The sequence below is a fragment of the Kribbella sp. HUAS MG21 genome (assembly GCF_040254265.1).
Taxonomy (GTDB): Bacteria; Actinomycetota; Actinomycetes; order Propionibacteriales; family Kribbellaceae; genus Kribbella.
This window is the reverse complement of sequence record NZ_CP158165.1, coordinates 5585662-5605187: the sequence shown is the minus strand read 5'-3', so window position 1 is coordinate 5605187 and position 19526 is coordinate 5585662. Positions and strand designations below refer to the sequence as shown.

Sequence of the window (19526 nt, the reverse complement as noted above, 5' to 3'; positions counted from 1 at the left end):
GGGCATGAACGACAACGATCTGGAGCCGGATCCCCGGCAGCATCACCAACCGAACAGCCATGTCCGCCGTTGGGGGGCGGTCTACGTCCTGCTGGTGCTCTTCCTGGGCTCGTGGCTCGGCCACTTCTTCACCCAGCTGAGCGAGTTCCGGAGCGAGCAGAGCGAGCACGGTCAGGAGTTCGCCTGGGCCGACTACTGGATGTCGTTCCTGGCCAGCACGTTCGAGAACTGGCAGAGCGAGTGGCTGCAGCTGGTCTTCCAGGCGATCCTGCTGCTCGGCGCCAAGCACTTCCTGTTCCGGGTGGACGCCGAGGACATGGAGCGCCTCGAGGCCAAGGTGGACCGGATCAACCGGCGGCTGGACGAGCGGAGCGACTCGGTGCGCTGACCTCGTGCACCGCCGCGAACGCGGCCGCGAGGGACCGGATCGCCGGGTCGACGTCGCTGTCGGCGATGTTGCCGTACCCGAGCACGATCCCGTCACCGGCGGCGCGCAGCCGGTACTCCGCCAGCGGGACGATCCGGGTCCCGGACTCCCGCGCGGCCGCGACGAGCAGGCTCGCGTCGACGCCCGCGGGATACGTCAGCGTCAGGTGGAGCCCGGCCGCGGCCCCGCCGATCGTCCACGTCGGCAGCTCCCGTCGTACGGCGGTGAGGACGTGGTCCCGCCTGCGCTTGTAGCGGCGCTGCATCGCGCGCAGATGCCGGTCGTAGGCGCCCGAGCCCAGCAGTTCCGCGAACGTCGCCTGGTCGAGCGTCGACGGCCCCGGACCGGACACGCGCTCCAGCAGCCCGCGCCAGCGGCCCTGCGCCACGAACCAGCCGATCCCGATCGCCGGGCTCAGCGTCTTGCTCACCGAGCCGAGCAGGACGACGTGTTCCGGCGCCATCCCCTGCAATGTGCCGACCGGGCTGCGGTCGTAGCGGAACTCGGCGTCGTAGTCGTCCTCGAGGATCACGCCGCCGACCCGGCGCGCCCAGTTGATCAGCTCCAGCCGGCGCCGCGGCGCGAGGACGACACCGGTGGGGAACTGATGCGCCGCGGTGACGAGGACGGCGCGCAGCCCGGACCGCCGCGCGACCTCCTCGACGTCGATCCCGTCACGGTCGACCGGGACCGGCTCGACCCGCAGCCCGGTCGACTCGATGACCGCGCGCAGGCGCGTCCAGCCAGGGTCCTCGACGGCGATGCGGTCGATGCCCAGCGCCCGCAACCCGGCGCACAGGTGGGCGACACCCGCGCTGACCCCGCTGCGGATCATCACGTCGGAGGCCGTCGCGACCGCGCCCCGGCTCCGTTGCAGGTAGTCGGCAACCAGTTCGCGTAGCGGCGGATAGCCCCGCTCCTGGGGATAGCCGAGGTCGGCTGTCGGGACCGTGCGCGCGGCCGCCCGCGCCGCCTCGGCCCACCGTGTGCGCGGGAACGCCCGCAAGTCGGGAGCGCCCGGAGCCAGATCGAAGCGGTACGTCGGGACGTCGGGAGCGGGCGTCGTACGGGCGGGCCAGGTCGTGCGGCCGGTCCAGCTGACCCAGGTCCCCGAGCCCACGCGGGTGGCGAGGTAGCCCTCCGTCACCAGCTGGCTGTAGGCCTGAGTGACGGCCCACCGCGAGCAGCCGAGTTGCGCGGCCAGCTCACGGCTCGGCGGCAGCACGGTGCCGGTCGACACGCGTCCGGACCGGATCGCCGCCCGCAGCGCGCGCTCGACCTGCCGGTGCAGCTTCCCGTCCCCGTCGAGCGTCAGCACCACAGTCCAGGCCGTGCGCGTGGACTGCTTCGCCATGACCCAGATCCTAGTCACGACGTTGTGCGGGCCGGTACGGCGTTGGCGCCGTACCGGCCCGGGGATCAGCGCTGGAAGTTGCGGAGCAGGTCGTACGGGTAGACGGGCTGCTTCTCACTGACCGTGGTCAGGCGGGTGAGCTGGTCGTCGGTCAGCGACCAGCCGACGGCGCCGATGTTGTCGACATAGTGCTCGACGGTGCGCGGGCCGATGATCGGCGCGGTGACCGGCTCGGTCTGGATCAGCCAGCGCACCGCCACCTGCGCGACGCTCCGGCCGGTGTCGGCCGCGATCTCGTGCAGCGCGTCGAGGATGCTCCAGGTCCGCTCGTTGTCGTAGTAGTTCCACGCCTCCAGCAGTCCGCGGTCGGCCGCGGCGGCGATCCGGGTGTCTGCCGGCGGCGCCTCCATCCCGCGCCGGAACCGGCCGGCCAGCCACCCGGCGCGCAGCGGACTCCACGGCATCACGCCGAGGCCCTCGTTGCGGCAGATGGCGAGCAGCTCCCACTCGGCCTCACGGTCGAGGAGGTTGTAGAGCGGTTGCAGCGCGCTGTACTTGTACGTCTCGGCGACGTCGAGGGCCTTCTGCAGCTGCCAGCCGGTGACGTTGCTCGCCCCGAGGTACCGGACCTTGCCGGAGGTGACGAGCGTGTCCAGCGTCGCGAGGGTCTCCTCGATCGGCGTCGCCGTGTCCCAGACGTGCGTGTAGTACAGGTCGATGTAGTCGGTGCCGAGGCGGCGGAGACTCGCTTCGACGGCGGAGAGAATGTGCTTGCGGCTCAGGCCGTCGTCGTTCGGCCCCTCGCCCATCGCGCCGTACACCTTGGTGGCGATGACGAAGTTGTCGCGGTCCCGGCCCTTCAGCCAGCGCCCGAGCACGGCCTCCGATTCCCCCGCGTTGTACACGTCGGCCGTGTCGATGAACGTCCCGCCGGCCTCGGCGAACTCGTCGAGGATCCGGACGCTGGTCTGCTCGTCGGCGGGCCCGCCGAAGTGCATCGCGCCCAGACACACCTCACTGACCTTCAGCCCGGTCCTGCCCAGATTGCGGTACTCCATGGATCAATCCAGTCCTTTGCCCGATCGGTCGTCCCACTGCCGGGCCCCCGACCCGGCGCACCGCCAATCTAGACGCCGGCCGGCCGGGATCCACGCCCAATCACGACACGGAATCCCGGACCAATCCGCGATCAGCCGCCGACGGTCACGTTCATCGGGGGGTCAGGTCCGGCCAGCAGCGGGTGTCGGTGATCTGGCGCAGGGAGGCGACCTTGCCGTCCTTCGTGGTCACGACGTGGGCGAACGGGGCTTCCCAGTCGTCGCCGCGGTAGTGGCCGAGGACCACGAACTCGTCGGCGGCGACCGGCAGCGTCCGGTCCGGCTCGCAGCGCAGGCCGAGGTCCTCCGGGATCCGGCCCCAGACGTTGCCCACCGCGACCGCGCCGCCGTGGAACTCGCGGTCGCCCGGCAGCGGCAGGCCCGGGCTCAGCGTGAGGACGAAATCGTTGTGCACGGCATCGAGCAGCGCCGCGGCGTCGTGGCTCGCCAGGCTGTCGTAGAAGGTCTGTACCGCGGGATCCGTTGTTTCGCTCATACTCCGGAAGCTACGCCCGCCGGAACGGCAGCGGCAACGCGAGCTCGATCACACTTACATACATGGATGCATGTATGATTCGGGTATGGCGAGCACGACCGGCGCGGGCCGGCGGACCCAGGCGGAACGAATCGAGCTGACCCGGAACAAGCTGCTCGAGGCGGCGGCGCGCGGGTTCTCCCGGTACGGGTACGGCAACGTGCGCCTGGACGACATCGCCCGCGAGGCCGGGTACACGCGCGGGGCCCTGTACCACCAGTTCGCCGGCAAGGAGGAGCTCGCGCTCGCGGTGATCGAGTGGGTGTCCCGGACCTGGGACGCGGAGGTCGGCGTGCCGGCCGAGGCGATCACCGATCCGGCCGAACGGCTGCTCTGGACGGCCGAGGCGCACGCCAGGTACTGCCGGCGTGAGGTTGCCGCCGTACTGATGAGCCTGCGGGTGGAGTTCGCCGGCCAGGACCACCCGGTGGCGCACGCACTCACCGACCTCCTGGACCCACTGCGGGACACCGTCGCGAAGCTGATCACCAGGGGCCGCCGGACCGGATCCATCCCACCCGGTCCCCCACCGCGCGCGCTCGCGGCGGCCTATCTGGCCGCCCTCGAGGGCATCACCGCCGCGGTCGGCGGAGCCCCGCACGACGTGACGCTGAGCGCCCGCGCAGTCCGCGGCCTGCTGGGCCTCCCTACCGCGTAGCCCGCTCCGCGGGAGGACGCAGTACGGCGAACGGGTCGGTGACGGTCAGCTCGCGCGCGGCGAACTTGTAGACCGTCGCGGGACGGCCACCGGCCTGGCCCGGGCGGGCGGTGCGATCGGTCGGGTCGATGACGTGCCGCCGGGTCAGCACGCGGGTCAGGTTGGTCGCACCGAGTTCGTACCCCAGCGCGGCGCGGAACAGGTCGCGCAGCTCCGCGATGGTGAACTCCGGCGGCGCGAGGGCGAACCCGATGTTCGTGTACGACAACTTCGCCCGCAGCCGGCCGACCGCCGCCTCGATGAAGAAGTGGTGGTCGAACGCGGTCGGCGGCAGGTCGTCCACCGGATGCCAGGCGGTGTCGTCCGGGAGGTTGGGCCGTACGTCGGACGGCACCAGGCCGAGGTAGGCCGTGGCCAGCACCCGCGCCCGCGGGTCGCGGTCGATCGCACTGTGCGTGGCCAGCTGCTCCAGGTGCGCGACGCCGCGCACGTCGACCTTGGCCGCGAGATGGCCGGTGATCGCCTCCCGGAGCCGCTCGGTGGGCTCGACGCCTCCCCCGGGCAACGCCCAGCGGTCCTCGTACGGACTCCGCGCGCGCCTCCACAACAACACGCAGAGGTGATCGTCGCGCACGGAGAGCACCACGGCCAGCACCTCGTGCGGATAGCTCGGGAAGTTAACCGGATCACCTTTCTTGGCTGTCGACACGTCGCCGATGGTACCGTCGCACCTAGTTATCGCCTCTGGGGCGAAAACTCCTCGAAGGAAGGACGTCGTCGTGACCGTTGGCACGGCAATCACCTGGCAGGAAGAGGTCCGCCGCCTCGCGCGGGAGCAGGACGCGGTGATCCTCGCCCACAACTACCAGGAACCCGCGATCCAGGACGTCGCCGACCACGTCGGCGACTCGCTCGCGCTGTCCCGCATCGCGGCCAGTACGGACGCCTCCACGATCGTGTTCTGCGGCGTGCACTTCATGGCCGAGACCGCCAAGCTGCTCAGCCCTGACAAGCGGGTGCTGATCCCGACCGCGCAGGCCGGCTGTTCGCTCGCCGACACCATCGACGCCGACCAGCTGCGGGCCTGGAAGGCCGAACACCCCGGCGCCGCGGTCGTCGCCTACGTCAACACCAGCGCGGCCGTGAAGGCCGAGGCCGATATCTGCTGTACGTCGTCCAACGCCGTCGAGGTGGTGAACTCGATCCCGGCGGACCAGCCGGTGCTGTTCCTGCCCGACCAGTTCCTCGGGGCCCACGTCCGGCGCCAGACGGGCCGGGACAACCTCCACGTCTGGATGGGCGAGTGCCACGTGCACGCCGGCATCAGTGCCTCCGACCTGCGCTCGCAGGTGGCCGCCGACCCGGCGGCCGAAGTACTCGTGCACCCGGAGTGCGGCTGCGCGTCGTCGGCGATCTGGCTCAACAGCGTGGGTGACCTGCCCGCGGACCGTACGCACATCCTGTCGACCGCCGGCATGCTGGACGCCGCGCGCGACATGAAGGCGAAGACCGCCCTGGTCGCGACCGAGATCGGCATGCTGCACCAGCTCCGCAAGGTCAACCAGCAGACGAACTTCCTGCCGGTGAACCCGAAGGCCTCGTGCCGCTTCATGAAGATGATCACCCCGGAGCTGCTGGTCCGGAGCCTGCGCGAGGGGCGCGACGAGATCCAGCTCCCGGCCGACGTCATCGAGCGCGCCCGGCGTTCGGTCGAGCGGATGGTCGCCATCGGCCGCTCGGAAGGACAGCGATGACACGCGCCGTCGACATCGTCGTCATCGGCTCCGGCGTCGCGGGCCTGTCGGCCGCGCTCGGGCTCGCGGCGACCCGCGACGTCCTCGTGATCAGTGCGGGCGACGGCAGTACGCCGTGGGCGCAAGGAGGCGTCGCGGCCGCGTACGGCGGGGACGATCCGCTCGACCATGCGCACGACACCGACGTCGCGGGCGCGGGCTTCTGCGATCCCCGCAACGTGCGGGCGCTGGTCGAGGAAGGCCCGCAGCGCCTCGCGGAGCTGATCGCCCACGGCGCCCGGTTCGACCGGAACGCGGACGGCTCGCTGTCGCGGACTCTCGAGGGCGGGCACGGACGGCCGCGGGTCGTGCACGCCGGCGGCGACGCGACCGGCGCGGAGGTGCATCGCGCGTTGCGGAGCGCCGTACAGCTCGCCGGCGTCGAGACGCTGCACGGGCGGACGGTCGGGCTGGTGAAGTCCGACGCCGGCCGTGTCGTCGGCGTACTCGTCGAGACGGGTGGCGAGGTCACGCAGATCGACGCGCGGGCCGTGGTTCTCGCGACCGGCGGCATCGGCAACGCGTACCTGGCGAGTACGAATCCGTCGTCGGTCCGCGGTGACGGCATCGCGCTCGCGCTGCGGGCCGGTGCGTCGCTGGTGGACATGGAGTTCGTGCAGTTCCATCCGACGGCGCTCTTCACCGGTGACACCAGCGGCCAGCTGCCACTGGTGACGGAGGCCGTCCGCGGTGAGGGCGCCGTACTGCGTGACGCCGAAGGTCGCCGGATCATGGCCGGGCGGCACCCGCGGGCCGACCTCGCCCCGCGGGACGTGGTCGCGCGCGCGATCGACGCGACGATGCGCCGGGACGGCTCGTCGCACGTGTGGCTGGACGCGACGGGTATCGCCGCGGAGGTGCTGCGGGAGCGGTTCCCGACGGTGCTGGCGTCCTGCGCGCGGATCGGCGTCGACCTGGTGTCGGAACAGATCCCGGTCGCGCCCGCGGAGCACTTCCTGTGCGGCGGCGTACGGACCGATCGCGACGGCGCGACCGACGTACCGGGCTTGTACGCCGTCGGCGAGGTCGCCGCGACAGGTGTGCACGGGGCCAACCGGCTCGCGTCGAACAGCTTGCTGGAGGGTCTGGTCTTCGGGCGGCGGGTCGCGACGACGCTGACCTTGGACCTTCCGGTGGCCATTGCCGGTCGCTCGCGCGAACTGCTGCTGGACGAGGATCGCGAGCCGGAGCGGATTCGCGCGATCCTGACCAAGTACGCCGGGATCCGCCGCGACGGCGCGGGGCTGAACGCGGCCGTGGACGAGCTCGATGCCTTGGGCAACGGGCCGTTGGCGACGGTGGCGCGGTCGGTGGTCGTGGCGGCGGCCGCGCGGCGGGACAGTCGCGGTTGTCACTGGCGCTCGGACTACCCGGGCGTCGACGAGCGCTGGAACGAGCATCTCGTCGTACGGCTCGACGAGGACGGGCGGCCGGCGGTGCGGCAGTTGCTGCCTTCCGGGACCTGCTGAGTCGTTTCGGGGTGCTGTCAGGCGGCGGGCTCGGCTTCGCGGCGGTAGCGGTAGGAGTTGCGTTCGGCGGTGGTGCCGTCGGGGTCGGTCACGATGTGGTCGACACCGTGCCAGATGGCCACGGCGGCACCCTGGCTGACCTGGTGCTGCTTGCCGCCGCCGATCGCGAACGGCTTCGTGCTGCCGCGCCAGCGGGTCTTCCAGATGCCTTTCTCGCAATAGGTCTCGACGGTGTCGACGGGCGTCATCGTTCGTCTCTCCTCACGGGGCGGGTTCCCAGCGCACAGGACCGATCCAGAGGTCCGGCCCGTCTGCACGGCGGCGCGCGGCTCGTGCAGTCGTGGCTGGTGTGTGGGTGATGGTGGGTTGGGTTCGGCGGGCGCGGTCGTACGCGGCGCGGCGGATCGGGTCGCGCAGGTGGGCGTAGGCGGTGAGCAGTTCCTGGAGCTGCCGGTCGGCCTCGGCGTCGGGCCCGGCTCCGCGGGTATCCGGGTGCAGCCGCCGGACCAGGATCCGGAAAGCGCGATCGAGTTCCTCGTCGGTCGCGTCCTGGGCGACGTTGAGCACGCCGTACGGATCAGGAGTCATCACCACCACCTCGCAACTCGTCCTCAACCGGGGTGATGCGGCGGCCCGCCGTACGAATGTGTCCTGGGAAGGACGGGGCGGCTGGAACAACCAGTGCCGCCGGTCGAGGGGTCAACTGGCGGGCGGCCGCATCACCGGGGGCGTTCTTCTGAGACCTGCTCACCTCCTTCGCTGAAATCCGTCACCTCGTGTACGTCGGAGGGCCGCGCTGACGGCTGTCGGGCCGCCGGCGCGGAGCGCGATCGCGCCGCGGGCCCACCCGGCGCGGCCACTTGCTCGGTGACCGCCCGGCCCAGGGTCCGACGGATGGACAGGGCCTCCGGGTGGGTGGCTCGCACGGCTCGTCCCAGCAGGCGGCGATCAGCGCGTCGAACTCGTCCCGCACCAACTCGTCGTCACCGAACACGAGGTCGACGAACGCGTCGGTCCGATCGAGTGTCTGCCCGCTGACGGCCCACATCGATACCACCTCATCGGCAGCTGCGGACCGCGTCAGGCGTCGAGCTGCTGGTGACCGGATTCGGTGTTCGCGATCGCGATCTTGCGCGGCTTGGCCTGCTCGGCGATCGGGATCTTCAGCGTCAGTACGCCGTTCGCGTAGTTGGCCTCGATGCGGTCGGCGTCGAGGGTCTCGCCCAGGAACAGCTGCCGGGAGAACACACCCAGCGGCCGCTCGGAGACCTGCATCTCCACACCCTCACCGAGCTCGAGCGGCCGGCGCTCGGCCTTCACCGTCAGTACGTTCCGCTCGACGTCCAGCTCGATCGCGTCCGGCGAGATCCCCGGCAGATCGAACGCGACGACGTACTGCTCACCCTGCCGGTACGCATCCATCGGCATCGGCGTCGGCCGCGACCACGTACCCGGCGTCTGGCTCCCGAAGAACTGCTGAGCCAGCCGATCGAACTCCCGGAACGGATCAGTGCGCATCAACATCGGTCCTGCACCTCCTGAGTCATCGCTTCACCAGTGGTGTCAACACGCACTTCTCTTATAACATGTCATCGAAACGATGACAAGCCTTTGATGTCATCCAATCGATGACATACTGCTCGGGAGACGAAGCGAGGTGACCAGTGAGCACTGAGGACGCGACCCCGGTGTCGGAAACGATCGCCGACGTCGAGGCGACGATGCGCCGCCTCGACGGGATCGGTGACTCGGGGGCAGCGGTCCAGGACGCTGTCAGCACCGAGCATCTCCTGGCCGCTCTGGCCGCACTGCATGCGGCGCAGGACCAACTCGCCGCCTGGGAGCCGCTGCTGATCGGGGCGGCCCGCGAGCAGGGTGCGAGCTGGGCGGCCATCGCGCCCGCGCTCGGGGTAGCCAGTCGGCAGGCCGCCGAGCGGCGGTACCTGCGACTCAACCAGCAGGCCTCCGACCCGGCGGGAATGACCGGCGAGCAGCGCGTCCAGGCGGCGCGTGACCGACGCGCGGGGCAGCGCGCGGTTACCCAATGGGCGAACGCCAACGCCGGCCGCCTACGTCAACTCGCCGGCCAGATCACCGGCCTACCAGGCCTCAGCAGTGCAGCCCAAGCCGCCGTCGACCAGGTCGGCCACGCCCTGGGCAACAACGACACCGCAACCCTCCTGGATCCCCTCGCCAAGGCTGAACCGCACCTCCAGCCCGACCATCCCGACCTCGCCAACCAAATCGCCGCAGTAGCCCGCACCACCGCCCAACTCCGCCGAGACCCGACTGCCGACCCGCACTGACGCCGGCAGCGGCTACCTGTACGCCGTTGGCCGTGCCAACGGTGCGACGACCGTGAACGCAGTGTGACACCGCCGGCGGACATGGCTACCACCAACGGCGGTCAAGGCCGTCTTGTACAGCTAGTAGCCTTGGGGGCCGACGGACGGATTGCCGAGAGAACGGCGTGGGTACGGGGAACGGATGCTGATCGCACAGCGGTACCGGTTGGGCGCGTCCTTGGGGCGTGGCGGGATGGGTGAGGTGTTCCGCGCGACGGACGAGGCCCTTGGCCGCGAGGTAGCGGTCAAGGTGATGCTCCGTACGCAGGACGGCGAATCGGCGGCCGAACGGTTCCAGCGAGAGGCACGCGCCGCGGCGCGACTGAGCGATCCGCACATCGTGGCGGTGTACGACTTCGGGCAGCACGACGACAACCTCTATCTGGTGATGGAGCTGGTCGAGGGCCGGTCGGTCGCCGCCGAACTCGCCGCGCACGGCACGTTGCCGTGGGACCGTGCGGTCCAGATCGTCGAGCAGGCCGCCGCCGGGCTCGCGGTCGCGCACGCGCAGAACGTGGTCCACCGCGACATCAAGCCCAGCAACCTGCTGGTTGCGGCCGACGGGACCGTGAAGGTCGCGGACTTCGGGATCGCGCACCTGCCCGGCTCGGAGACGACCGACCTGACGGTCACCGGTCAGATCATGGGCAGCCCGCACTACCTGTCGCCCGAGCGCGCCAGGGGTCTGCGGGGCGGCCCGGAGTCGGACGTGTATGCGCTGGGCTGCGTGCTGTACCAGCTGATCACCGGTCGCCCGCCGTTCATGGGCGATCACCCGACGGCGGTGCTCTACCAACACGTCGATGCCGCCCCGGTCCCGCCGAGCCAACTGCGACCGGAGCTGGCGGGCCGGTTCGAGCCCGTACTTCTGCAGATGCTCGCCAAGTCGCCGGAGGACCGGCCGACGGCGGCACAGCTCACCGCTCTGCCGGCGGCGGCCGACTGGTTCCCCACCGCAGCACTCCCCCGCGGACCCGAGCAGCCTGCGGCAACGCCGGCAGCCGGAGTACCCGTTCCTGCCGCCGCACCAGCCGCTGCTCGCGCGCGGAGGCCGCTGGCGATCGCAGCCGTCGCCGTGCTCGCGCTGGCCGGAGCGATCACCGCAGGCGTCGTACTGCGGAACACCGGCGACAACCTCCCGCCGACCGGCGAGGTCGGGCAGCAGCCGAGCACCAGCGTCAACACCCCGGCGTCGACCGAGCCGACGACCGGCGAGAGCAGCGAACCGACAAGTCGCAGCACCGGCAGCTCGCCCACCGAGACGAAAACGTCCAGCTCCACGAGCACCACGCCCACCACGACGCCGACCTCGTCGCCAACCACGACACCGTCGACAACCCCGTCCAGCGAGCCGTCGCCGACGCCTACCCCGTCGAACTCCCCGTCGTCGTCGGCCACCCCGTCTCCGACTGCCACCCGGACGTCATCACCGACCTCGACGACGCCGTCGACCTCGAATACGCCGGCGCCGTCCGAGACCCCGTCCCCCTCCGGCACCCCGGCCGCGTCGCAGACGCCGAACCCGCAGTAATCCCTCATCGCCAGGAACCCTGCGCCTGAGGGTTGACTCACATATGAGTGAGTCATATGAATGAATCATGTCCGAAGCCAATGTCTGGGCTGCCTGGACTCTGCGTAGTCATGATGCGTTGGGTGCTGCTGTGGCGGCGGTGGTGCCGAGGGGGCTGGGGGCTCGGGATCTTGCCGCGTTGACTCTGCTTGGGAGTCATGAAGGCTGTTCGGCGGACTGGTTGTATGCGCGGATCGGGCTCACCCAGTCGGGGACCGTGCGGCTGCTCGATCGGCTGGAGCGGCTCGGGTATGTCGATCGCACCCGGCGCGGACGTGTTCTCGAACTCAGGCTGACCCCACAGGGCCGGGACCTGCTCTCCGCGTGGACAAGCGCCCGCGACGCGGCCAGCAACGACGTACTGGATGCGCTGACCGCGGACGAGCGGCGGCAGTTGACGGAGCTCCTGTCGACGGCGCTTCGGCGGACGTCGCGGGTGCGGGAGGTCGCCGACGCGACCTGCCGGTTCTGCGACTGGCCGGCGTGCTCCGCGTGTCCGGTCGACGAGTCGGTGGGCGCGTCGCCGTGAATCGCCCGGGGCCGGTCACCGGACTCGCGGTCGCGTGGATGCTGGCGTCGACGGCCGACAACTTCGTGATGTTCGTGCTGTTGTGGATCGCGGGGCCGCAGGGCTGGTCCGGTGCGGAGACCGCGTTGCTGGTGGTCGCCGCGCGGGTTCCGACGGTCGTCGGCGGTGTGCTCGGCGGACGGGCCGTGGACCGGTTCGGCCCGGTTCCGATGCTGGTTGTGGACGCCGCGGCGCGGGTCGCGCTCATGACGGCGTTGGCTGTGGCCGGATGGGGCCAGCACCCGTCGATCTGGGTCGTACTCGGGCTCTGCGCCGCCGCCGGTACGACGCCGCCGCTGGCCTACGCCGCCTCTCGAACCCTGGTCCCCCGCCTGGTCGACGACGAACTGCTCCCGCGGGCCAACGCGTGGCTGGGAGTCGGCGACCAGGTCCCGATGGTCCTCGGCGCCGCACTCGCCGGACCCGCGCTGGGCGTGCTCGGGCCAGGGAGGGCCTTCCTCGTGCCGGCGGCCATGATGCTGGGAGTCGCGTGCATCGCCGTACGGCTGCCCCGGCACCGTACGGCGGGTCCGCGCCGGCCTGCCCCGCGCACGCGCTGGGTCTCAGGCCCCGTCGCCGGACTGATCGCACTGTCCGTCGTGTACCACTTCACGTACGGACCCTTCGAGAGCGTGCTGCCGCATTTCACCCGCGAGCAATTGGGGGCAGGCGTCGCGGGCTACACAGTGCTGTGGGTGGTCTTCGGGATCGCGGCGCTGTCGACCGTGCCGCTGGCGGCCTGGCTTGGGCGGTCGCGCCCTGGCTTGGTCAACGCGATCGGCGCGCTGGTGTGGGGCCTGGTGACGCTGCCGATCGTCGCCGTCCACAGTCTGCCGCCGGCGGTGGCGATCTTCGCCTTGTCCGGCGCGGTCTGGGGGCCGTACTCCGCCATCGAAACGACGGCGCTGCAACGCTGGGTGGACCCGGCGGGCCACGGCGCGATGTTCGGAACCCAGCGCGCCCTCCTCGCGCTGGCGTCCCCGCTCGGCGCGGCCGTCGGCGCACTCGCCGTGGAACAGGTGTCCCCGGCAACTATCCTCGCAGTCTCCGCGCTGAGCTGTACCGCAGCTGGCGCAGCAGCCCTGTGGCCACTAGCCCGGACTCGAAGTTCCTACGGATCGGCCAGCGGCGCCAAGTCGTCGGCCGCCAGGTCCGGCCGCAGTCGCACGTAGCGCATTCCGTGGCGTGCCTGTCCCGCTTGGGTGGCGGCATCGGCGGTGACTTCGACGACCACCGTCGGGGCGACCTTGGCCAAGGGCTTCTTCGCGCACGGCCCCGCCCAGCGATAGGCGGTGATCTCGTCAGTCCACGGGCGATCCGGCCCGGCCGGCGTCAGGACGGCCGCGCGCCCGCCGGCGCGCACGATCACGACCCGGCTAGTTGACTGAACTCTCTTAGCATGACGCGGCCTCTGCGAGCGCAGAAGGGGTGCGCGGGACACCAGCAGGCGATCGGGCAGGGTTGTGGAGTCCGAGTCCGGGTGCGGGCAGGGTTGGCGGGTGTTGTTCCCGTAGAAGTCGCATGCTGCGAGTTTGTCGTACCTGCGGGCTTGGCGGCGTCGGACTGTAGAGCCGGGCCTTGCGCAGCTACACGTTCGACTCTCTATTCCGACCCGGGTTCCTGCACCGGCGGACAACGACATGAGCGCGAGCGGTGCGGCTGGATATCGGGCGGTTGCACGCGGCACCGAATCCGAGGCGCCAGGACGGCCGCCGCCGGGATCGGCGAATCCGGTGACTGGAACGGTGGGAAGCGTTACTGAGGTTGGTGCACTGGGCACTTGATGTGTACGGCGCCGGTCCGAATGGCCCGGCTGAGGCGTCCGGGGCTTCGCGTTCAGAAGTCGAGTGACGGGTGCGCAAGAGCGGACTCGCCCGCGCACTACCAGTGACCGGGTGTCGTGCTCTGAAGCCGCCGACTTCGAGGAGTGGACATGACTTCAGCGGGTTCCGGGGATTCGCCCCCTGTCGAGTTCCAGGCCGTGGGCGGCCGGTTCGAGCGGGCACTCATCTGGGTCTTCATCGTCCTGCCCACGCTCGGGCTCCTGCCGGCGATCTTCATCGCCTGGGGCGGCTGGATCGGCTGGCACGACATCGTCCTGCTGGTCGTGTTCTACGTGATCACGACGACCGGCATCGGCGTCGGCTACCACCGGTGCTTCACCCATGGCGCGTTCAAGAGCAGGCGGGGCCTCAAGATCGCCCTCGCGGTCGCCGGCAGCCTGGCGCTCGAAGGACCCGTCATCCGCTGGGTCGCCGACCACCGCAAACATCACAAGTTCTCGGACCGGGACGGCGATCCACACTCGCCCTGGCGCTACGGCACCAGCGCCTGGGCGGTGACCAAGGGATTCGTCTTCGCCCACGTCGGCTGGGTGCTCTGGGGACAGGACCGCGCCGACCCGAAGCACTACGCCCCGGACCTGCTGGCCGACCCCGACCTGGTGTCGATCTCGCGGCACTTCCGCGGGCTCGTCGCGATCTCACTGCTCGCACCGGCGGTCATCGGTGGCCTGTTGGACAGATCGTGGCACGCTGCGGCCACCGGATTCTTCTGGGGGACGCTCGTGCGCATCGCGCTGATGCACCACGTCACGTTCGCCATCAACTCGATCTGCCATGTCACTGGCGACAAACCCTTCGCCGCCCGGGACCGGTCGGGAAACGTCTGGTGGCTGGCCGTACTGAGTCAGGGCGAGTCGTGGCACAACCTCCACCACGCCGACCCCACCTGCGCGCGCCACGGCGTCCTCAGGGGGCAGGTCGACATCAACGCCTGGTACATCCGGCTGTTCGAGCGGTTCGGCTGGGCCTACGACGTCAAATGGCCAGACCAGGAACGCCTTGAGAAAAAGCGCACGGCTATCGCTTGACCTGAGGAGCTCCGCCGTTGGCATCCGGACGCCGGGCTCCGCATGCTGAGGTGCTGAGCCTGCGTCAGGTTGAGTTCACGCGCCTCGGCATCGGCGCCTCACTGCCGCGCCGCCAGGCAGCCGGTCTCTGCAGGGGGTCCAGGACGCCCGAGGAACTTGGTCGTGTCGGCTGAGTCGGTAGTGGCGACCCGAGCCTTCGCTGTGTCACGCTGCAGGTATGTCCAGCCACGTCATCCGAGACCACGGCGGCGTCCGAGAGTCGGATGTACCACCCACAGATGTTCAGGTTGTCGCAACGTTGGACGTAACCACCGTCGACGGACACCGCGTGACCTTTCACCTAGGCGAGGGACTGGGCGAACTGAAATACATGGTCGGTCGGGGTGGCGCGCTGCACATTCTCGCCGGCGAACAGGTCCTCCAGACGTTCGGACCCGGCTACTGGGCCACCGTCACCGGCGAGGCGGTGCAAGTCAAGGGCGACGAAGGCTACCGGCCGAGCAGGACGTAGGTCTTGGCCCAGGCGGTCCGACATGGCCGTGCCCGTCAATTCACAGCCGGAGCCCTGCGTGGAAGCAGGCGCCGTCGCCGGGTAACACCACGATCGAGGTGACCTCGACCAGAGCTCGCCGTACACAGGATTGGTGCTCTTCGGTCAGGTCGTGGTGTTCACGACGACGTGACCGCCGTCGGTCTCCCATACGTCTTCAGGTGCTGTCTCGGCTGTTCGAAAACCGCTCGTTGGCCGGGAAGGGCCATTCGCAGTCGAGACCAGGTCCTGGGCGCGGATCTGGTTGCCTTTGAGGGCGGCGAGCGTCATCGCGGTCTCGGCTGTGTCCGGTGGGGTGTCAGGCGGGATGACCACCAGATCGACGCGGGCACCTGCGCTCCCGGATATCCCGGTCAGCAGGCCCATGGGCTGGCTGGCGAAGTAGCCAACCCGCACGAGTCGGCCGGCGATGGCCAGACGGAGTGGATGGCTGTCCCAGTCACTGTCGTGGAGCATCAGCCGGGTGATCGGCCCGTGCAGAGCGTCGATGGCCAGGACCAAGCCGGGTAGCTCCGCGGCGGGATCCGTCGAGCGGGGCCACCAGCCACCGTCGAGGAGTTCGGCGGCGGCGCCGGTCTGCAGTCGCAGCCGTGGGGTCGACGGTGCGGTGGAGGAGAAGACTGTTCTGCCGTCGCTCGCGGTCATTGTCATAGCGAAGCGTCGGTTCTACGGCCACGCACCAGGCGGCGGACGGCCGACGCCGGTGTGACTGGTCCCGGAGGTTTGGGCGTGCTGCGGGTGCGGTGAAGTATGGACATGACATCCCCTACGGAAGGGCCGGTGTGGCTGGCAGCCTCAAGCGGGATGTCATCGATTCCGGAACTACCACCACCCTACGTCTGTCTGGACCGGAAAGATATGCCGAACGCTCCGCCAAACTCCCGTAACAGCACTGCCTCGGTCGCACAACGATGAGTACAACGCGGCACAGTTGATGTCGGACTCGAGACGATCGACAAATCACGTCATCACCGTGCAGCGAACGAGCCACCCACGGCTGCCGCCATCACTCAACGAAGGACCTAGGTAGAGCTGAATTTCGGTCCAGTAAGTCATTTCGGTCCACCAAGCCGTCCTGGCGCGCGACCCTGTACGCCGGGCCGGTGGTTGCCTGGAGCACGCGTTTGTTCTCGACCCCGTGTGCCGCGGCCAAGCGTGCGCCGGCACTGGAACTGTTCAGGCTGCACCTCACCTGCGAGTACGAGCCGAACCTACGCTCTACGCTCTCGTCAGCCGAGCATGTAGACTGAGATCACTCCGGAGCGATGGCATTCCAAGTGGCATGTCGGGAACCCCCGCAGCCCTACGAGGCGATGCCGATGTCCACCCGACTCCAAGCTGTCCCCGGCGGCGCATCTCGCCGTTGTGCGGCGGACCACGATCTCCACTTCCTGTTCGCCGAGATCAGGTCGGCTCGCGCGGCCGAGCGGCAGGCCCGAGGACAGCGGCTCCCGAACGCCTCCTCCCGCGGCGACACCGATCGCCTCGCCCTGTCGCTCGGTGCCTACGCCAGAGCGTTGGAGCAATATCGGCTCCCCGTGCCACCGGTGATCCGCGACGAACTCCGCCTGCGCAGCGGGATGCCGTCATGAACGGCATGGAACCGGTCCGGACCCGGCACGCTTACGCGGACTGGACGCTGCGCGGCTTCCCGCTCCCCGGGCACGTCCTGGTCCTGACGGAAACAGGCTGGCGCCGGGGCTGGCTGCTCGCTCGCGAGAACGGCCCAACCGGCTGGATCGGGCTCGTGCAGTACGAACTCGGCAACCTGGAGATCACCGAGCATCTGGCCGCTGACCACATCGCCTCACCAGACGTCTGGACAACAGGCGAGCCGACATCGGACCAAGAAGGCTCCCCTAGTTGACCTCCCGCAGAGCTCGACCACCCAGGTCCTGCGCTCACCCCGAGTCAGCGCCGGCAACTGCTGCTACGTACGCGAGGTAGGTAGATCTCTCCACCCCCGCAGCGAACCGACCCACTTAGCCAGCCCCACTCTTCACCAACCCGCCGACCTCCATGCACAGGGCCGAAGCGACGGCGGCCGGAACACCTCGTACCGGCAGCCGCCCGGCAGGCTGTTGGCCGGCGGGATCTGCTCGGCCGAGCGCGCGAGCGCGACCTCCACCGGCCCGGCCAGGCCTGCCGGGAGGGTTCCGTGGGCCGCCATGACCCCAGGGTGCGCCTCGGACTCAGCTCATGTCACCGTACGGAGGCCGGTTCGGCGGCGCCAGCGAGAGCCCTTCGGCCTTCGCCTTCGCCCGGACCGCTTCCTCGGACCGCCCGAGCTTCACGCTCATCACCCCGACCGGAGTGTTGCCGCCGGCAAGTTCACGCAGTTCCGCAACCTGCTCGCTGGTCCACTGCTGACCGTCGTTCCGGTTCGACCGCGTCTCACCCATTGTCGAACTCCCTTCACCGGACTGTTGCCTCTCCACCCGGTACCCGCCCGAGGGGAAAGAACGCGGCGATCCGCAGGCCGCCAGTCGGCGCCGCTTCGACTGTGAGAGTGGCCCCGTGGGCGGTGGCGATGTTGTGGACGATCGAGAGGCCGAGGCCGGCACCGCCTTCGGTGTGCAGGCGGGCGCCGTCGCCGCGGACGAACGGCTCCAGCAGCCGGTGGGCCGTGTCCGGCGCGATCACGGGGCCCGTGTTCGCGATCCGCAGTACGGCGTGCCCGTCCTCGCAGCCGGTCGTGACGTCGATCCGGCCACCCACGTGGTTGTAGGCGATCGCGTTGTCGATCAGGTTGCCGACCATCCGCTCGAGCAGGACCGGTACGCCGGCCACCACGGCGGGCAGCAGATCGGTGCGTACGACGAGCTCCTTGGCGTGGACCTCCGCGGCGGTGTGGTCGAGGATGGTCGTCACGATGTCCCCGAGGTCCACGGAGTGTTTGGGCCCGGCCCCCGCCTGGCTGCGGGCCAGTGCGAGGAGCCCGTCGAGGGTGCGCTGGCTGTGTTCGACCGCGGTCTTGATGTCGCGGGTCATCGCGAGCAGCTCGTCGGTGTCCGGGCGGCCGTCGAGGGTGACGTCGATGGCGGTGCGCATCGTGGTCAGCGGCGTCCGCAGCTCGTGGGCCGCGTTCGCGGTGAACAGCTGCTGGCTCTGCAGCACCCGGTCGCGCTCGCTGATGCCCTGCTGGATCCGGTCCAGCATGCCGTTGATCGTCCCGGCGAGCGTCGTGAGCTCGTCGGTGGGCGCGGTGACCGGCACGCGTTCGGACAGGTTCTCCACCGAGAGGCGGCGCGCGGTGGACGAGATGGTCCGGATCGGCCGGAGCACCCGTCCGGCCACCAGCCAACCGAGGACCGCGGCCAGTAACACCACCACGGTGAGCGCGATCGCGGCCTGGGTCAGGAACTCCGACAGCGTGGCCTGCCGTACCTCGTCACCGACCCGCGGCAGCGGCGGCAGTCCGCCCGGGCCGGGGCCGTTGGTATCGATGAACACGACCGCGAGCCGCCGTCCGAGCGCGCGGCGCATCAACAGGTACGTCAGCGTGGTGAGAACGATGCCCGCGGCAAGGACCATGCCGGTGTACAGCAGGGTCAGCCGGCTGCGCGCGGTCAGGTGCGGGCGCACGTGCTGATCCGGTAGCCGGCGCTGGTCACGGTCTCGATCAACGGCGGCTCGGCCAGCTTCCGGCGCAGCGTGCCGATCGTGATCCGGACCGCGTTCGTGAACGGGTCGGCGTGTTCGTCCCACACCTTGTCGAGCAGTGTCTCGGCGCTGACCACGTCGCCGTCCGCGGCCAGCAGCTGCTCCAGGACGCCGAACTCCTTGGGCGTCAGGTAGAGCGGCCGGCCGTCGCGTTCCGCCGTACGCCGGGCCGGGTCGAGCGTGACGCCGGCGGCCCGGAGCACCGGCGGGCGGGCCGGGGTGCTGCGCCGGGACAGCGCCGTGACCCTCGCGATCAGCTCGGAGAACGCGAACGGCTTGCCCAGGTAGTCGTCGGCGCCCAGCATCAGCCCGTCGACGCGGTCCTCGACCGCACCCGACGCGGTCAGCATCAGGATCCGCGACGTCCCCCGCTCGGCCAGCTGCCGGCAGACCGCGTCCCCGTGCAGCACCGGGAGGTCCCGGTCCAGGACGACCACGTCGTACGGCGTGACGTCGCACTTCTCGAGCGCGGTCCGGCCGTCGAACGCGAGGTCGACCGCGAATCCGTGTTTGCGCAGCCCGGTGGCGACGTATTTCGCCAACGGCTGCTCATCCTCGACCAGCAGAATCCGCACCCGGCCATGATTCCAGGCCGGGGGTATGGATCGGTTATGGATCGGCCATC

At 70.1% G+C, this 19526-nt stretch carries 25 protein-coding genes; 11 read left to right on the top strand and 14 right to left on the bottom strand.

The annotated features are described in order from the left end of the window. The first annotated feature begins 4 nt into the window (after positions 1–4). Complete coding sequence (locus tag ABN611_RS27250; protein WP_350275088.1) at positions 5–388, top strand: DUF6766 family protein; 384 nt, start codon at positions 5–7, stop codon at positions 386–388. On the opposite strand, the gene ABN611_RS27245 is transcribed toward ABN611_RS27250, so the two are convergent. The 3 genes from ABN611_RS27245 to ABN611_RS27235 all read right to left on the bottom strand — a co-directional run bounded on the left by ABN611_RS27245 (position 348) and on the right by ABN611_RS27235 (position 3374). After that, complete coding sequence (locus tag ABN611_RS27245) at positions 348–1781, bottom strand: PLP-dependent aminotransferase family protein (RefSeq protein ID WP_350275087.1); 1434 nt, start codon at positions 1779–1781, stop codon at positions 348–350. The two genes, ABN611_RS27250 and ABN611_RS27245, sit on opposite strands and share 41 nt — an antisense overlap. A 65-nt stretch (positions 1782–1846) precedes the next feature. Beyond that, complete coding sequence (locus tag ABN611_RS27240) at positions 1847–2839, bottom strand: aldo/keto reductase (RefSeq protein WP_350275086.1); 993 nt, start codon at positions 2837–2839, stop codon at positions 1847–1849. Positions 2840–2990: 151 nt separating this feature from the next. Continuing rightward, complete coding sequence (locus ABN611_RS27235; RefSeq protein ID WP_350275085.1) at positions 2991–3374, bottom strand: nuclear transport factor 2 family protein; 384 nt, start codon at positions 3372–3374, stop codon at positions 2991–2993. 85 nt (positions 3375–3459) lie between these two features. Here ABN611_RS27235 and ABN611_RS27230 point away from each other — a divergent pair, with 85 nt between their 5' ends. Beyond that, positions 3460–4071 (top strand): TetR/AcrR family transcriptional regulator, encoded by a 612-nt coding sequence (locus ABN611_RS27230; RefSeq protein WP_350275084.1) that lies wholly within the window; start codon positions 3460–3462, stop codon positions 4069–4071. Here ABN611_RS27230 and ABN611_RS27225 read toward each other — a convergent pair. After that, complete coding sequence (locus ABN611_RS27225) at positions 4061–4780, bottom strand: NUDIX domain-containing protein (RefSeq protein ID WP_350275083.1); 720 nt, start codon at positions 4778–4780, stop codon at positions 4061–4063. The genes ABN611_RS27230 and ABN611_RS27225 overlap by 11 nt on opposite strands. 70 nt (positions 4781–4850) lie before the next feature. Here ABN611_RS27225 and nadA point away from each other — a divergent pair, with 70 nt between their 5' ends. Together nadA and nadB are read left to right on the top strand one after the other, a co-directional pair. Continuing rightward, a complete protein-coding gene (gene nadA, locus ABN611_RS27220) occupies positions 4851–5825 on the top strand; it encodes a quinolinate synthase NadA (RefSeq protein WP_350275082.1) in 975 nt (324 codons plus the stop codon). After that, on the top strand, positions 5822–7333 hold the full coding sequence (gene nadB, locus ABN611_RS27215; protein ID WP_350275081.1) for an L-aspartate oxidase: 1512 nt from the start codon (positions 5822–5824) through the stop codon (positions 7331–7333). The genes nadA and nadB overlap by 4 nt, the downstream gene beginning before the upstream one ends. Positions 7334–7350: 17 nt before the next feature. Here the strand turns inward: nadB and ABN611_RS27210 are convergent, their stop codons facing one another. The 4 genes from ABN611_RS27210 to ABN611_RS27195 all read right to left on the bottom strand — a co-directional run bounded on the left by ABN611_RS27210 (position 7351) and on the right by ABN611_RS27195 (position 8857). Beyond that, entirely contained in the window at positions 7351–7581 is a 231-nt protein-coding gene (locus tag ABN611_RS27210; protein WP_350275080.1) for a hypothetical protein, read from the bottom strand. Positions 7582–7594: 13 nt separating this feature from the next. Then, positions 7595–7921: a J domain-containing protein gene (locus ABN611_RS27205; RefSeq protein ID WP_350275079.1), complete on the bottom strand. Its 327-nt coding sequence runs from the start codon at positions 7919–7921 to the stop codon at positions 7595–7597. Between the two features lie 181 nt (positions 7922–8102). After that, complete coding sequence (locus ABN611_RS27200; RefSeq protein WP_350275078.1) at positions 8103–8381, bottom strand: hypothetical protein; 279 nt, start codon at positions 8379–8381, stop codon at positions 8103–8105. Between the two features lie 32 nt (positions 8382–8413). After that, a complete protein-coding gene (locus ABN611_RS27195) occupies positions 8414–8857 on the bottom strand; it encodes an Hsp20/alpha crystallin family protein (protein ID WP_350275077.1) in 444 nt (147 codons plus the stop codon). Positions 8858–8997: 140 nt separating this feature from the next. Between ABN611_RS27195 and ABN611_RS27190 the strand changes: the two genes are divergently transcribed. The 4 genes from ABN611_RS27190 to ABN611_RS27175 all read left to right on the top strand — a co-directional run bounded on the left by ABN611_RS27190 (position 8998) and on the right by ABN611_RS27175 (position 12988). Then, positions 8998–9639 (top strand): hypothetical protein, encoded by a 642-nt coding sequence (locus tag ABN611_RS27190; protein WP_350275076.1) that lies wholly within the window; start codon positions 8998–9000, stop codon positions 9637–9639. Positions 9640–9820: 181 nt separating this feature from the next. Further along, on the top strand, positions 9821–11209 hold the full coding sequence (locus ABN611_RS27185) for a serine/threonine-protein kinase (protein WP_350275075.1): 1389 nt from the start codon (positions 9821–9823) through the stop codon (positions 11207–11209). Positions 11210–11387: 178 nt separating this feature from the next. Then, a complete protein-coding gene (locus tag ABN611_RS27180) occupies positions 11388–11777 on the top strand; it encodes a MarR family winged helix-turn-helix transcriptional regulator (protein ID WP_350275074.1) in 390 nt (129 codons plus the stop codon). Continuing rightward, positions 11774–12988 carry an MFS transporter gene (locus tag ABN611_RS27175; protein ID WP_350275073.1) on the top strand — a complete coding sequence of 405 codons (1215 nt, stop codon included), beginning with the start codon at positions 11774–11776 and terminating at the stop codon, positions 12986–12988. The genes ABN611_RS27180 and ABN611_RS27175 overlap by 4 nt, the downstream gene beginning before the upstream one ends. On the opposite strand, the gene ABN611_RS27170 is transcribed toward ABN611_RS27175, so the two are convergent. Further along, positions 12928–13185: a hypothetical protein gene (locus ABN611_RS27170; RefSeq protein ID WP_350275072.1), complete on the bottom strand. Its 258-nt coding sequence runs from the start codon at positions 13183–13185 to the stop codon at positions 12928–12930. The two genes, ABN611_RS27175 and ABN611_RS27170, sit on opposite strands and share 61 nt — an antisense overlap. Positions 13186–13749: 564 nt before the next feature. Between ABN611_RS27170 and ABN611_RS27165 the strand changes: the two genes are divergently transcribed. Together ABN611_RS27165 and ABN611_RS27160 are read left to right on the top strand one after the other, a co-directional pair. After that, entirely contained in the window at positions 13750–14688 is a 939-nt protein-coding gene (locus ABN611_RS27165) for a fatty acid desaturase (protein ID WP_350275071.1), read from the top strand. A gap of 217 nt (positions 14689–14905) precedes the next feature. Continuing rightward, a complete protein-coding gene (locus ABN611_RS27160) occupies positions 14906–15199 on the top strand; it encodes a hypothetical protein (protein ID WP_350275070.1) in 294 nt (97 codons plus the stop codon). 144 nt (positions 15200–15343) lie between these two features. Here the strand turns inward: ABN611_RS27160 and ABN611_RS27155 are convergent, their stop codons facing one another. Then, positions 15344–15883, bottom strand: a complete 540-nt coding sequence (locus ABN611_RS27155) for a DUF5994 family protein (RefSeq protein ID WP_350275069.1) — start codon at positions 15881–15883, stop codon at positions 15344–15346. 943 nt (positions 15884–16826) lie between these two features. On the opposite strand from ABN611_RS27155, the gene ABN611_RS27150 reads away from it, so the two are divergent. Beyond that, positions 16827–17105, top strand: coding sequence for a hypothetical protein (locus ABN611_RS27150; protein ID WP_350275068.1), 279 nt, complete (start codon positions 16827–16829; stop codon positions 17103–17105). Between the two features lie 132 nt (positions 17106–17237). On the opposite strand, the gene ABN611_RS27145 is transcribed toward ABN611_RS27150, so the two are convergent. Genes ABN611_RS27145 through ABN611_RS27130 form a run of 4 tightly spaced genes read right to left on the bottom strand, consistent with a single transcriptional unit; the run spans position 17238 to position 19476 of the window. Further along, positions 17238–17408 (bottom strand): hypothetical protein, encoded by a 171-nt coding sequence (locus ABN611_RS27145; RefSeq protein WP_350275067.1) that lies wholly within the window; start codon positions 17406–17408, stop codon positions 17238–17240. A 22-nt stretch (positions 17409–17430) separates the two neighbouring features. Further along, complete coding sequence (locus ABN611_RS27140; protein WP_350275066.1) at positions 17431–17640, bottom strand: hypothetical protein; 210 nt, start codon at positions 17638–17640, stop codon at positions 17431–17433. Positions 17641–17653: 13 nt separating this feature from the next. After that, positions 17654–18823, bottom strand: coding sequence for an ATP-binding protein (locus ABN611_RS27135; RefSeq protein ID WP_350275065.1), 1170 nt, complete (start codon positions 18821–18823; stop codon positions 17654–17656). After that, positions 18808–19476 carry a response regulator transcription factor gene (locus ABN611_RS27130; RefSeq protein ID WP_350275064.1) on the bottom strand — a complete coding sequence of 223 codons (669 nt, stop codon included), beginning with the start codon at positions 19474–19476 and terminating at the stop codon, positions 18808–18810. The genes ABN611_RS27135 and ABN611_RS27130 overlap by 16 nt, the downstream gene beginning before the upstream one ends. Positions 19477–19526: the final 50 nt, after the last annotated feature.

Bases quoted from the DNA above. Each gene is read 5' to 3' on its own strand.
- ABN611_RS27250 (WP_350275088.1), top strand. From the start codon at position 5: ATGAACGACAACGATCTGGAGCCGGATCCCCGGCAGCATCACCAACCG.
- ABN611_RS27245 (WP_350275087.1), bottom strand. From the start codon at position 1,781: ATGGCGAAGCAGTCCACGCGCACGGCCTGGACTGTGGTGCTGACGCTC.
- ABN611_RS27240 (WP_350275086.1), bottom strand. From the start codon at position 2,839: ATGGAGTACCGCAATCTGGGCAGGACCGGGCTGAAGGTCAGTGAGGTG.
- ABN611_RS27235 (WP_350275085.1), bottom strand. From the start codon at position 3,374: ATGAGCGAAACAACGGATCCCGCGGTACAGACCTTCTACGACAGCCTG.
- ABN611_RS27230 (WP_350275084.1), top strand. From the start codon at position 3,460: ATGGCGAGCACGACCGGCGCGGGCCGGCGGACCCAGGCGGAACGAATC.
- nadB (WP_350275081.1), top strand. From the start codon at position 5,822: ATGACACGCGCCGTCGACATCGTCGTCATCGGCTCCGGCGTCGCGGGC.
- ABN611_RS27210 (WP_350275080.1), bottom strand. From the start codon at position 7,581: ATGACGCCCGTCGACACCGTCGAGACCTATTGCGAGAAAGGCATCTGG.
- ABN611_RS27205 (WP_350275079.1), bottom strand. From the start codon at position 7,921: ATGACTCCTGATCCGTACGGCGTGCTCAACGTCGCCCAGGACGCGACC.
- ABN611_RS27200 (WP_350275078.1), bottom strand. From the start codon at position 8,381: ATGTGGGCCGTCAGCGGGCAGACACTCGATCGGACCGACGCGTTCGTC.
- ABN611_RS27195 (WP_350275077.1), bottom strand. From the start codon at position 8,857: ATGTTGATGCGCACTGATCCGTTCCGGGAGTTCGATCGGCTGGCTCAG.
- ABN611_RS27185 (WP_350275075.1), top strand. From the start codon at position 9,821: ATGCTGATCGCACAGCGGTACCGGTTGGGCGCGTCCTTGGGGCGTGGC.
- ABN611_RS27165 (WP_350275071.1), top strand. From the start codon at position 13,750: ATGACTTCAGCGGGTTCCGGGGATTCGCCCCCTGTCGAGTTCCAGGCC.
- ABN611_RS27160 (WP_350275070.1), top strand. From the start codon at position 14,906: ATGTCCAGCCACGTCATCCGAGACCACGGCGGCGTCCGAGAGTCGGAT.
- ABN611_RS27155 (WP_350275069.1), bottom strand. From the start codon at position 15,883: ATGACCGCGAGCGACGGCAGAACAGTCTTCTCCTCCACCGCACCGTCG.
- ABN611_RS27150 (WP_350275068.1), top strand. From the start codon at position 16,827: ATGAACGGCATGGAACCGGTCCGGACCCGGCACGCTTACGCGGACTGG.
- ABN611_RS27145 (WP_350275067.1), bottom strand. From the start codon at position 17,408: ATGGCGGCCCACGGAACCCTCCCGGCAGGCCTGGCCGGGCCGGTGGAG.
- ABN611_RS27140 (WP_350275066.1), bottom strand. From the start codon at position 17,640: ATGGGTGAGACGCGGTCGAACCGGAACGACGGTCAGCAGTGGACCAGC.